Raw genomic sequence first — 11799 nt, 5'->3', positions numbered from 1 at the left:
TCAGTCTGTGTGAGCAAGCGGTCGAGATCGTCCTCACTCAGGTGTCGGACGATCTCTTTCTCCCGTCCAGTCATTACCTTCCCTACTCAGAGTCCACCTAAATCTTCTGTGAAGCACTAGTCGACTTCCACCTCGAGGTGGGTGACGGGACCACAACATCGTCCACGGAGATGACGGAACCCAATGACTAAACGAACACATCCAGAAGCGGCCGGCGGTTCGACTCGACTTTCGAAGCATAGCGTGGCGTGTCCGAACGGAAACTCGCACGGTTTACGATACGGTGAGTACGCATGAGCGAGAGTCCCCAGGTACTTATCCCGATCGACACGTCTGATCCGGAGGAACTACCGCTGGAGCTCGTAGAGGCGCTATGTCCGATGGGCATTATCGTCCTCAGATACTATCCGGTGCCGGACCAAACTGCACCCGAGCAGCTCCGTGATACCTACCAGGAGGAGGCGAAATCGGCGATGAAACCAGTCGTTCGCTCGTTCATCGAAGCGGGGGCCGATGTCGAGTCGGTGCTGGTCTTCACTCGTGACCTCGTTGAGACGACCGACCGCGTCGTCAACGAGTACGGATGTGACGCCGTGCTCGTCCCGGGGAAGATCGAGGACCTCGACAACATCCTCGTCTCACTCGAGGGGGAAGAGAACATGTTCCGCGTTCTAGAGGTGGTGGGACTGCTTATGGAGGCCGGAGAGACCGAAGTAACACTGTTCCACGTCGAGAGTCGAGAAAAAGGGAGCAAACGATCGGAACTCTACCTGCGCGGGGCAACGGACTGGCTGACCGAACGTGGTCTCAACCGCGAACGCATTACCTGGGAGGACACGAGCAAAGGGACACAGGAGAGCCACCTGCTCGATCTGGCCGAGGAGCATGACTTCGTGGTCATGGGAGAGGACGAACCAAGCATCCGCGAGCGATTGCTCGGGGACATGCCGAACCGTCTCCAGGATCGAACAGGCCGCCCCGTGCTCGTCATCCGCAAGGAGCGCTGATATCATGCAGGAGAACGAACCTACTGTTCTGGTTCCGGTCGACGTTTCGACGGAGGAACGCCCCGACCCCGACCTACTGGAACTGTTCCATCCAGTAAAGGTCGTCCTCGTCGGTTGGTATCCAGTGCCCGACCAGACAACGCCCGCCCAACTCTAGGACGAGAAGGAAGCGGAGGCGATAGAGCGCATCGAGGAGCTCGCTGCGGAGTTTCCTGGTGACGGTGCCGACGTCGAGACGGTCGTAGTGTTCACCCACGACCGGGCGGTGACGGTCGATCGGGTGGCCGAGGATTACGAGTGTGATGTCGTCGTCGTCCCCGACGATGTCAAGGACGTCAAGCGCGTGCTCGTCCCGATCAGGAGCGATGTAAACATCGACCGCATCATCACTGTCGTCGGAACGGCCCTTGACGAGAGCAACGTGTCGGTCACGTTGTTTCACGCAGCACCGCCGGAGGAGAATTCGAGCGTTGGCGATATCTTACTCGAGCATGCGGTGGAAGAACTCGTCGAGGCCAGCGTCAATAGGGATCGTATCGAGACCGTGAACGTAAACACGGAGTCACTGGTCAACGAAATCGTCGGCGCCACAACCGATCACGACGTCATCGTTATCGGCGAAACGGAACCATCACTCGTCGAAGAAATCCTCGGCGACGTGCCGACGCGGATCATTGATCAATCCGGGCAGCCGGTGCTCATCGTACGGAACCCGGAATGAGTTTCCCACATACGAAATGTATCAGCATTTGCGGCAAGAATATCACACACAAACCAGTACACCGAGCGATGCAGAGCCATCGTTCAGCTGGTACTATTGTAGGTCGTGGTTTCTGATCTCGCACGACGCGACTGGTGAGTACCTCACGTTCCGTGAATCGTTAGACCCTGATGCGGTGGAACCGGATGGGTATCTGTTTCGGGTGAACCAAGTGCTCTCGCGATGGCAGTCACTCTCACAGAAACTCCTCAATCACAGTGGGTGCGATGCGCTCTGGGATGGTCACCACGATATTATTCCCGAACGTCATGATAGGGGAGGGATTGGTGAATTCGAGCTTATACATGTGTTCGTCGGCGAGGTGAAGTAGACCCAAAATATCGGCTATGCTGTGACAGGACTGCGTGAATTACTGGAGTACATGACATTCGTAAAGCGCTCTAAGACGGGTTCGTACGTCGAACCTCCGGAATACGTGCTTGACTCTGACTCGGTGCGCGGACTCCTATTTACGGATGATCTCGGACAGGAGACACAGTCACAAGATGAAACTAAGATTGTACAGTATTCTGATTAGTTTGGTCAGGTACTGTGATTCACTTCAGGAATATATGCCAAAGTATCACTTTACTTGACTAGCGTCATGGGATCGAGTTCAATCCTACATGGGCCGATTATGGCTTATGTTGTACACACGACAACAATTGAGTGCGCTGGCTCACAAAGATGTTAGGAGGGAGTGCCGTTCCTATGGTGCATCGATCCCAGCTGACCGAACAAAATGCGGGTTCTGTCTTACCAACCATCTCGATAATGAGTCCACCAATACGACCGGGAAGGCATCGGAGAGGACGCTTCTCGGTGTCGTCCACTTGCTCGTCGAGTCGTCGACGTTCTATGCCGGAGTCGCGAAGGGTGCTGCTGCGGCCACGCTCCTCACGAAGGCTGACAGGTATTCAGTGGTCGACGACTGCCAGCTAAAGGTGCTTAGTGATCAGTTGCCGGCTGGATGGCTGATATCTATCACCGCAGCATCAGAAAGCTTTCAGACTATCGAGACGGCTTGTTTGACGAAGTGAAAGAGGTTCTTCTGCACAAAGAGAGATTGAGCAGGTTCAAGACTCGCTTGTCGTAGCGGAGAGCTATCAATCAACCTGTAGACCGACCGCACGGCCTCCAATCGGTCGTCGCTAGAGCCGAAACTCATCGCCCAGTTCGAGCGGGTACTGTCAGTCGTCTCGAGTCCCGCTGCATCGAACGCATCATCGGGGACGCTAGCTTCCCGATTCGCCCCCGCAATCGAATTCGAACTCGATACCACCACTTTTGTGCCCGATATTTCGCTTACCAGGATCAGTTGATGATTACAAATATAGGGGTGTAATGTTTTAGCCACCCCTCGCCATCCATCCCTCTCCCCCACGTTCGACCGAAGATGGACTGAGAACGAAAAGTGTCTTGTTACTTCAGACCTAAGCTGCGACCAAGAAAACGCACGGAAGAGCCATGAGTGAAAATCAGTCAACGGGAAAAACGAGCAAGGTGCAACGAGTTATCAACGAGTACGGGCTAACGGGCATGGGAGACACGCTGGAGACGTACTGGACCGGAGCTGCCGACGAACAGTACAGTCTCAGGCAACTAGCTGATGTATTCAATCAAGAGGTCCTTCGAGCCGCCTTAGATGACGCGGGCGTGTCGACTCTCGATGGAGAAGTCGAAAACACGTATCGCTTATTGACGAGTGACGACGTCAGTAAAGGGGTGCAGACAGAGACAGAAAACGCACTCGAACGTGATGGGCTTACCGTCGAGCAACTCAAACAAGACTTCGTCTCTCATCAAGCCATCCATACATTCCTCACTAAATATCGGAAGGCCGAGTACCCTTCTCAGGACAAAGAGGGGAAGCGACTGGAAAAAGGATTCGAGACGATTCAACGACTACGAAGCCGGACCGTAGCGGTCACAGAAACGACGCTCGAGGATCTCGAAAAAGCGGGGGAGATGACTCTCGGTGACTTCGAACTGATCGTCGACCTCCGCGTCGTCTGCAATACGTGTGGAAATTCCTACTCTGTCGATGAACTCTTTCAAGAAGGTGGCTGTGACTGTCCTCCTGAAACTGAGTAACTCACGTCCCCGTGTCGAAACGTCGAATAGCTCGTCCATCACCACAGCGAGACTGTCGTGATACCCCGCCTCCGAATAAGGTCCCTTTATACCGGAAGAGGCACAAGCATCTGTATGAAATTAGCGCAGCACGATTTCGCCCAGGTCACCCTGAGTGTCCGAAACATCGGTGGCATCGACGAGTCGAAGGTTACGATTTCACCGGGTGTAACCGCCCTCACCGGCCGCAACGCGACGAATCGAACGTCGTTCCTCCAGGCGATTATGGCGGCGCTCGGAAGCGACCAGTCGTCACTGAAAGCCGATGCCGACGAAGGAACGGTCGAACTAACGATCGGTGACGACACCTTTACGCGGACACTCACTCGTCAGAACGGGACGGTCACGATGAGTGGCGAGCCATATCTGGACGATTCCGAACTCGCGGACCTGTTCGCATTCCTGCTCGAGTCGAACAAGGCCCGACGTGCTGTTGCACGCGGCGACGACCTTCGTGACCTCATCATGCGGCCCGTCGATACGGACGCGATTCAGGCCGAAATCGAACAGCTAGAGTCTGAGAAACGTCAGATCGACGAGGAGATTTCTGAGCTCGAGTCACTCGAGAAGGAACTCCCTGGCCTCGAAGAAGAACGAACAAAGCTAGAAACGGATATCGAGGACAAACGGAACGAACTTGCGGACAAAGAAGCGGAACTAGAAGCCGCAGACGCAGATATCGGTGAGACGAAAGCCGAGAAGGCCGAACTCGAGGAGAAACTCGACGAGCTAAGCGACACTCGCTCACGCCTCGAAGATATTCGATTCAAGATTTCGACGGAGGAAGACAGCATCGAGGCAGTCGAGGACGAAGTGACCGAACTCGAAGCAGAGGAAACTGACCTTTCGGAAACGCACGTCGACGAAATCGATACGCTATCAGACGAAATCCGACAACGCCGTGAGCAAAAACAACGGCTGGATTCGACGATGTCTGAACTCCAGTCGATTATCCAGTTCAACGAAGAGATGCTCGAAGGGACGAGTCCCGAGCTACTGAACGCGCTACAAGGGGACGACGTGTCCGCGCCGTCAGCATCGAACGAATCTGTCACCGACCAACTCGTCGATGACACGGAGACGGTCGTCTGCTGGACGTGTGGGTCGGAGGTTGAAAAACAAACTATCGAGGAGACCGTCGACCGGCTTCGCGAACTTCGACAGGAGAAATTTACAGAGCGCAAGTCACTCGACGCCGAGATAACTGACCTCAGAGACGAAAAGCAAACGCTCGAAGAGACACAGCGTCAGCGTGAGCGAACGGAACGACAGCTCCGCCAACTCGAATCCGAACTCGAAGAGCGCAGGACTCGTCTCGAAGAACTCCGTGAGACTCGGACGGAACTCACGGACGAGATCGAAACGCTCGAACAGGAAGTCGAAGAATGCGAGCAAGAGGAATACAGTGACGTGCTAGACCTTCACAAGGAGGCGAACCAGCTGGAGTTCGAACTGGGCCGACTCGAATCTGATCTCGAAAACGTGGAAGCCGAAATCGAGTCCATCGAGTCTCAATTAGACGAGCGAAAGCAACTCGAGACACGACGAGAAGCGATTCAGGAGGAACTCGCGGACCTGCGCACTCGTATCGACCAGATCGAAGCGAATGCAGTCGACCAGTTCAACGGCCATATGGAGACCGTTCTCGACATCCTCGACTACGAAAATCTCGACCGCATCTGGATCGATCGCGTCCAACGGGACGTCCGAGAGGGGCGAAGGAAAGTCACGAAAACCGTCTTCAACTTGCACGTGATTCGCAGTACGGAGTCCGGAACGACGTACGAGGATACGATCGACCATCTCAGCGAGAGCGAACGAGAAGTCACCGGTCTCGTTTTCGCGCTCGCGGGTTATCTCGTGCACGACGTATACGAGAAAGTGCCGTTCATTCTCCTCGACTCGCTCGAAGCGATCGATTCGAATCGAATCGCAATGCTCGTCGATTACTTCAGCGAGCACGCGGGGTACCTCGTCGCTGCATTGCTCCCCGAGGACGCGGCAGCCCTCGACGACGAATACGAACGCGTGACCGAAATCTAAGTCAAATTTCAATTTCTCGCACTGCTTCGGACCAATGTCAGAGAACGAGGGGGATCGGATTCGAACGTATCCGATGCGAGTACAAGACGTTCGTCCTTCGTGAACGAACACGCGATGACGCTACGCTTCACTCCGCGACCCTTCTCAGAGACCTATTACCGGGAGTTGCGATTTTGGCGTTCTGCGTGCACTGTAATTCGCGGTAGATTTGACCTCTCAAGTTAGCTCTCTGACGCATCGTGTTCGTAATTGCTCGCACCCGCAGTCGAAGAACACGTCGCTTTGACTGTGACCTCCTCCTGCTCTGCCCGGGTTTACCGACTCCACTGAGACTGGTGGTGCATCCCGAGTAGAGGGACATAGCGAACACGCGTTCACGATGGGTGAAAACCCACGTCCCGCTCTGTGGTATTAGAGCTTCTACATCAAACGATACAGGTGTACGATAGTATTTCTGGAAGAACGGAGAACCATAATCCGTTCGTCCATTTTCGTGGTCGTAGTCGGACACAAGCTACGCCGTGCGATAATCGTTTTCGATGGACTTTGCCGTGCTCACGACGAGTCCCGTGATATCTTCTTCGAACCGTTTGCCCGTCATCTCTTGTATGGACCCTGTCACGCTGACCGCTCCGATGGCTCGATTACTCGAATCCACGATAGGCGAGCCAACGCACTGATACCCGGACGCGCACTCCTCACGGTCGAATGCGACGCGTCGATCGCTTATAGATTGCAGTTCACTCTCCAGCGCCTCGCGGTCGGTAATCGTCTTCTCGGTCACTGCAGGAAGCCCGTACTCTTCGATAACCATCTCTCGCTCCTCCTCAGAAAGGTAGGCTAAGATCGCTTTCCCTCCGGCAGTGGCGTGAAGTGGAATCTTCGCAAATTCCGGCATTGGTGGTTCTTCTGTCGCTGTCGCGTTGACTTGGTCTGCATACACTCCATACCCGTTCTCGTATATTACGAAGTTCGCTATTTTCCCTGCCGTGTGCGCTAGATTCTTTATCCCGGATGCAGCGATGTGGATCGGAGACAGAGAACCTGATTCAAGAGCGACCTGAACTGGCCGGCGAGATGCGAAGCCGCCTCGACGCGTGGCTCGTAGCGAACGTCTCGCAGGACTGGCACGACCAGCGGCCTGCCGAGGCACAGGGACGCGATCCGCTCGCGCAGATGACGACGAGGGGTCCGTTCCTCTATATCGACCCCGACCCGCTTCTCGATTTGTATCGTGACCTCGATCGAACGGACGAACAACTCGCGGCACTCGAACGGAGTTTATAAGCGTATCCACGCAACGAGTGATATCTTATACCCGCAATAAGTTCGGGGTCTCACCCGATATCGAAGCACTGGAACGGTGCATCGAAGAGCCAGAGCTCATCTCGACAACCCCGCCGAAGTTAGGTCACGAGGCCACGGTAACGACTTCTCGTACGTTCCTGGGCTTAGTGAGGACGACGATGAATGTGGTGATGAGAAGAACAGTGCGTTCCCTCCTGAGAAAGGCCCAAAACAACCCCGTGACTTCAGGGTCGACAAAGCATTCCGTGGCAACCATCCTCTCCCCCTCGCGTGCTATCGAACACATCACTGATCACCCGCTTCGATATGCAAGTAGCTCTTTGCGTGATTGCAATCGACGAGTGGCGCAGCGCCGCTTGTGTATCGGTCGGATTCGTCTGTTACAACTCGTCACCGAGTCCACCACGAGCACCGTGCGGTTTTAGCACCCATCGTCGACATCCAAGTCAGCCTCAGCACACAGTCGCTTCACCACCGACTGCACCCGTTGTTGAACGGACGATCCGAGCTAGCAACGGTTGTCGGACTCAAGAACTGGTGTGTCTCTCACCTCGTCTAATGATGGTAATATATTTCAAAATATATTACCCAATTTTCGAAGTGATTTGGAGGTTCTCGTGCGCGAATAGGTGATCTCGAATTGCTCGTCCAAAAGGCGTCGCACGGGTAGTATTCTCCACTCTTCGGCATCAAATCCGGCGTTTGCAGTTGGCTCACGGAGTAATTGAGTGACTTCGTATCGTTGCTAACGATCGAGTTTCGGTGGCCGACCTGGGCGGGACTTCTCACGAGCGTCCGGACGGAGACTGCTTCGAATCTGTGGCCCCAGTGAGAAACGGTCTTGCGGGAGAGCACGTACCATTCGGCTAGCTCCTTTTGTGAGACGCCCTTGGAGGCAATCGCAATCAGGAGCCGCTCCGTCGCTTACACGTCGTCTACAGCATCGAGTACCTTCTGGAGGTCAGTCGCCGATGTGCTCTCCAGGTTAGACTTCACAGAAAACGACAAGATTTTTAAGTAAATAGTTTTGGCACACTGTAACGTTTCGACAACAATCCTTCCGAGCATTCCCAGTTCGACGAGTTCCGAGAGCTACGAGACGATACGTCCAAAATTTCAGCCAAATCGATATAGAGCGTTCCGTGTCCAAAACCACAGAACTTGCTGTAGATTGGTGTCATATGGCATTATGGGATGTCGACACAGTCTCCTCAAGTCGGAGCGTTCGCTGGACTGAGGAGATTTGTCGCCCAATTTTTAAGCTACTCGTCATCGTATCCGCACCAATGACTTCTGAAACGTCTCGACTTGACCCGTGGGCGTTTGGAGTAGCATGTGGAATGCTCTGGGCGGGTGCAGTTGTCGTTCTCGGTCTGACCGCTCGGATTGGGTGGGGCAAACGGTGGGAACGGCTCCTCGCCGACGTGTATCGTGGATATAACGAAACTATCTCCGGACTCGCTATCGGAGCCGTCTGGGCGTTTTTTGACGCACTCACTGGTGGGTATCTCTTCGCACGGTTGTACAATCACTTCCGTCAAGAGTGACGATGACGACTTGTGTCTCGTCTCTCCTCACGAGAAGAATTCGGGTTCTCGAACCACCGGAGCGACTACTCCTCCATTTCACCGGGGAGTCTCGATGACGCGGCGAAATGCACGCCGCTTCCCGAGGTGGCGTCGGAGATAGCGGTAGATGAGGAAGAGATACTCTTCGATTCGCGCGGCCCGTTTCTGGGCTGTCTCGCGAACCATCTCGTTGGGCGTCTGCTCGGGAATTTGGGTGACGTTGAGCACTTGCACCAGTGGCTCGACGTCTTGCCCTCGACGCATCGCCGCGAGCTGCACGTAGGGAGCCGCCCGCTCTGGTCGTGCGAGCGCCACGAGAATGCTGAATCGGTCTGGCGCCGCTTCTTCGGGCTCTCCGCCCGTTGCGACCCCGGGCTACTGTTCGGTCGACCGGGAACGCTGGGCAAGACGACCTACTCACCAAGCTCTTCGACATCGGGCACCCCCCAGACGAGGTACACAACGAGGAGTCCGATGGTGAGTGCGGCACCGACGACGACCCTGACCGATGGCAGATTCGAGATAGGCGCGAGATTGACCAGAACGCCCACTACGGGAAGGACGGGAATGGAGGGCATCCAGAAGGCCCGGTCGATGTCCGGATAGTTCAGTCGGGAGTAGATGAGCGTGAGATCCACCACAGCAAGGGGACGAGGAGATTGAAGTCCAGTTGTCATCGAAATTCTTCTCCCAGTAACGCCGTTTCTCTTCGTCGATACGGTTCTGACGCTTTTTCTCGCGACCGTGTTCGCAGTGATGATTGGCGTCGGGTTGCTCTTCATTTTCAGTGCCTACATGGGATCGATTTCGAATCAGAACTGGTACGTGTCCGGTGTTCGGATGGCAGTTGCCGGTATCGTCGTCGCGTTACTGGACATCGTCTTGCCCTAGATAACATTCGTCACCTAGGTGGCTGTGACATCCAATATCGACTGCCAGCGTCGGAGACGTCAGACAGAACCGACCATCAACGTTGGGATACGTGGACAAATCATTAACTATGAGGTTACCGAACGCTATCGTGCATGTACGAAAACATTCTCGTGCCGACAGATGGGAGCGAAGGCGCTGAGCGAGCCGTCGAGTTGGCCATCGAACTCGCAACGACGTATGACGCTGCGTTACATACGCTCTACGTCATCGACGTGAATACACTCACAGCAGAAGACGAGGTCGGAAACATACTCCCATCACTCGAAGATGCCGCACAGGATATAATTGATGACGTCGTCGAACAGGCTACTGACGCAGGCGTCAGAACGACCGAGGCCTATTTTGCACGCGGCGTCCCGTACAAGGCGATCCCACCGTCACTATGTCGTAGTCACGGAGTACCTGTTCGTACATCTCTTGGATGTATTCGTGTACCTGTGGGCCGTTGATGAAGTGCTCACGACCTTTCTGATTCGAATCGGGGCCGCCGTCCGGGAGGGCCGATGGTTTGGAGATAAGATTGATAACGTCGAAACGGAACCCGTCACACCCTTTTTCGAGCCACCAACGTATTACGTCGTATAGCTCTTCCCTGACGGCTGGATTTCGCCAGTCGAGGTCGGGTTGCTTCTGGTCGAACAGATGGAGATACCATGCCTCGCGCTGGTCGTCGTAACTCCACGCTGGCCCGCCGAAAAAGGACTCCCAGTTGTTCGGGGGACTGTCCGAGTCACCGTCGACCCACCAGTAGTACTCTCGATACTTTCCTTCCTCTCGACGAGACTTGCGGAACCACTCGTGTTCGTCTGACGTGTGATTGGTGACCATATCCATGATGAGACGGATGTCTCGGTCGTGGAGTTCATCTCGCAGTGTCTCCCAGTCGTCCATCGTCCCATAGTCGTCGTGTATTGCACGATAATCGCGAACGTCGTAGCCGCCATCGACGAGTGGGGAGTCGTACACTGGATTCAGCCAGACCACGTCGACGCCGAGATCGTCGAGGTAGTCGACTTTCTCACAGATGCCCGGCAAGTCGCCGATTCCATCCTCGTTCGAATTGTAGATGCTCCGCGGATATATCTGGTAAACGACCGCTTCCTTCCACCATTCCCTCTCGTCCCCCATGGGAAGGCCTACAACGTCGTACTTCTTGATTGCGGCGACTGTGAACGGTGTCTGTCAGCTGTCTCCTTCGATGTGATGAATAATTCGTGTTGTCTAAACAGTGAATCTCGGCAACTCGCCTGGCTCGTGGTCCGCAACATCACCACTTCGACTGCTTTCGAAGAGTGGCATCAAGGTCGCCCAGTAATCGTACCTAACTCTCTGCAATCGTCTCTTTGTGATCACAGCCGATATCGATGCCCCATCTCTTAACACGTCGAAAATGACCCTGTGTTTCAAATTACTTTACTCAATAATCGAAAGTAGCCTATAAGCACTCGCGCGCGAATAGGTGAGGGCATCGAACTACTCGTCCAACAGTCGTTAAGCGAGGGATCGACTCCACTCCTCAGCGTCGTATCCGATTTTTGGAGGTGGCTCACGTAACAGATGGTGGACCTCGGCTCTATCATCACGGTCGAGTTTCGATTGCCGACCAGAGCGGGACTTGCCGCTGGCTACTTTTTGAGTCGCGTACTCCTCAAATCGCCGGATTCAATCAAAAAGTCTTGCGGCAGCGACCGTACTACTCGGCTACATCCATCTTCGAGGTGTCTTGCTTGTGGACAGTCGCAACGACCAGTCGTCTCACTACTGCACGTCGTCCATGTCATTACGTGAATTCTGAAGTCGCGAGGATGCTCTCCAAGTGTGGCATCACAGAAGCTACCGATATATTGGGAAAATAGTTTTGGAAAACTCTTCAACATCCCCGGTATATTCGTCTGTTGGAGAAATGACTAATAAAACGATTTATTTAATATCGCTAGTTGTCCACTCTCTCGATAACTGCATCGGCAAAAGCTGCGCCTCACACGGTAAAGACCGCGAAATGAGACGAAGACTGTCTTGGATGCTGTGATGGGGCGTGAATATGTTG

Annotated in this window: 13 protein-coding genes and 1 pseudogene; 10 read left to right on the top strand and 4 right to left on the bottom strand. The window is 54.4% G+C overall.

Translation table 11 applies throughout. The features are described 5' to 3' along the window. The first annotated feature begins 293 nt into the window (after positions 1 to 293). The 6 genes from ACR3FF_RS22805 (at position 294) to ACR3FF_RS22780 (ending at position 5943) form a co-directional block, all read left to right on the top strand. Complete coding sequence (locus ACR3FF_RS22805) at positions 294 to 1007, top strand: universal stress protein UspA (protein WP_458190431.1); 714 nt, start codon at positions 294 to 296, stop codon at positions 1005 to 1007. 4 nt (positions 1008 to 1011) lie between these two features. Then, complete coding sequence (locus ACR3FF_RS22800) at positions 1012 to 1164, top strand: hypothetical protein (RefSeq protein WP_458190430.1); 153 nt, start codon at positions 1012 to 1014, stop codon at positions 1162 to 1164. Between the two features lie 87 nt (positions 1165 to 1251). After that, entirely contained in the window at positions 1252 to 1728 is a 477-nt protein-coding gene (locus ACR3FF_RS22795; RefSeq protein ID WP_458190429.1) for a universal stress protein, read from the top strand. Between the two features lie 704 nt (positions 1729 to 2432). Next, a complete protein-coding gene (locus tag ACR3FF_RS22790) occupies positions 2433 to 2807 on the top strand; it encodes a hypothetical protein (RefSeq protein ID WP_458190428.1) in 375 nt (124 codons plus the stop codon). 427 nt (positions 2808 to 3234) lie between these two features. Continuing rightward, the gene (rdfA, locus tag ACR3FF_RS22785) at positions 3235 to 3861 is read left to right on the top strand and encodes a rod-determining factor RdfA (RefSeq protein WP_458190427.1); all 627 of its coding nucleotides are present in this window, start codon (positions 3235 to 3237) and stop codon (positions 3859 to 3861) included. Positions 3862 to 3975: 114 nt separating this feature from the next. Further along, the gene (locus tag ACR3FF_RS22780; RefSeq protein ID WP_458190426.1) at positions 3976 to 5943 is read left to right on the top strand and encodes an archaea-specific SMC-related protein; all 1968 of its coding nucleotides are present in this window, start codon (positions 3976 to 3978) and stop codon (positions 5941 to 5943) included. A gap of 514 nt (positions 5944 to 6457) precedes the next feature. On the opposite strand, the gene ACR3FF_RS22775 is transcribed toward ACR3FF_RS22780, so the two are convergent. Further along, the gene (locus ACR3FF_RS22775) at positions 6458 to 6922 is read right to left on the bottom strand and encodes an IclR family transcriptional regulator (protein ID WP_458190432.1); all 465 of its coding nucleotides are present in this window, start codon (positions 6920 to 6922) and stop codon (positions 6458 to 6460) included. A gap of 35 nt (positions 6923 to 6957) precedes the next feature. On the opposite strand from ACR3FF_RS22775, the gene ACR3FF_RS22770 reads away from it, so the two are divergent. Further along, positions 6958 to 7230, top strand: a complete 273-nt coding sequence (locus ACR3FF_RS22770; RefSeq protein ID WP_458190433.1) for a hypothetical protein — start codon at positions 6958 to 6960, stop codon at positions 7228 to 7230. Positions 7231 to 8537: 1307 nt separating this feature from the next. After that, entirely contained in the window at positions 8538 to 8798 is a 261-nt protein-coding gene (locus ACR3FF_RS22765; protein WP_458190425.1) for a bacteriophage holin, read from the top strand. 78 nt (positions 8799 to 8876) lie between these two features. Here ACR3FF_RS22765 and ACR3FF_RS22760 read toward each other — a convergent pair whose 3' ends face one another. Beyond that, positions 8877 to 9134: a hypothetical protein gene (locus ACR3FF_RS22760; RefSeq protein ID WP_458190424.1), complete on the bottom strand. Its 258-nt coding sequence runs from the start codon at positions 9132 to 9134 to the stop codon at positions 8877 to 8879. 98 nt (positions 9135 to 9232) lie between these two features. After that, positions 9233 to 9496, bottom strand: a complete 264-nt coding sequence (locus ACR3FF_RS22755; RefSeq protein WP_458190423.1) for a hypothetical protein — start codon at positions 9494 to 9496, stop codon at positions 9233 to 9235. Positions 9497 to 9575: 79 nt separating this feature from the next. Between ACR3FF_RS22755 and ACR3FF_RS22750 the strand changes: the two genes are divergently transcribed. Next, positions 9576 to 9710: a hypothetical protein gene (locus tag ACR3FF_RS22750; RefSeq protein WP_458190422.1), complete on the top strand. Its 135-nt coding sequence runs from the start codon at positions 9576 to 9578 to the stop codon at positions 9708 to 9710. 134 nt (positions 9711 to 9844) lie between these two features. After that, complete coding sequence (locus ACR3FF_RS22745; protein ID WP_458190421.1) at positions 9845 to 10201, top strand: universal stress protein; 357 nt, start codon at positions 9845 to 9847, stop codon at positions 10199 to 10201. Here the strand turns inward: ACR3FF_RS22745 and ACR3FF_RS22740 are convergent. Then, a pseudogene (locus ACR3FF_RS22740) lies at positions 10122 to 10880 on the bottom strand (alpha-amylase family glycosyl hydrolase); the annotation flags it as partial. The gene ACR3FF_RS22745 and the pseudogene ACR3FF_RS22740 sit on opposite strands and share 80 nt — an antisense overlap. Between the last annotated feature and the right edge of the window lie 919 nt (positions 10881 to 11799).

It is taken from the genome of Haladaptatus ordinarius (genome assembly GCF_054177595.1).
The sequence above is the reverse complement of the archived record's forward strand: the minus strand, read 5'-3'. Positions and strand labels throughout refer to the sequence as shown.

Excerpts from the sequence above, each read along its gene's own strand:
- ACR3FF_RS22755 (WP_458190423.1), bottom strand. The coding sequence starts at position 9,496 with ATGACAACTGGACTTCAATCTCCTCGTCCCCTTGCTGTGGTGGATCTC.
- rdfA (WP_458190427.1), top strand. The coding sequence starts at position 3,235 with ATGAGTGAAAATCAGTCAACGGGAAAAACGAGCAAGGTGCAACGAGTT.
- ACR3FF_RS22805 (WP_458190431.1), top strand. The coding sequence starts at position 294 with ATGAGCGAGAGTCCCCAGGTACTTATCCCGATCGACACGTCTGATCCG.
- ACR3FF_RS22745 (WP_458190421.1), top strand. The coding sequence starts at position 9,845 with ATGTACGAAAACATTCTCGTGCCGACAGATGGGAGCGAAGGCGCTGAG.
- ACR3FF_RS22780 (WP_458190426.1), top strand. The coding sequence starts at position 3,976 with ATGAAATTAGCGCAGCACGATTTCGCCCAGGTCACCCTGAGTGTCCGA.
- ACR3FF_RS22770 (WP_458190433.1), top strand. The coding sequence starts at position 6,958 with ATGCAGCGATGTGGATCGGAGACAGAGAACCTGATTCAAGAGCGACCT.
- ACR3FF_RS22800 (WP_458190430.1), top strand. The coding sequence starts at position 1,012 with ATGCAGGAGAACGAACCTACTGTTCTGGTTCCGGTCGACGTTTCGACG.
- ACR3FF_RS22750 (WP_458190422.1), top strand. The coding sequence starts at position 9,576 with ATGATTGGCGTCGGGTTGCTCTTCATTTTCAGTGCCTACATGGGATCG.
- ACR3FF_RS22765 (WP_458190425.1), top strand. The coding sequence starts at position 8,538 with ATGACTTCTGAAACGTCTCGACTTGACCCGTGGGCGTTTGGAGTAGCA.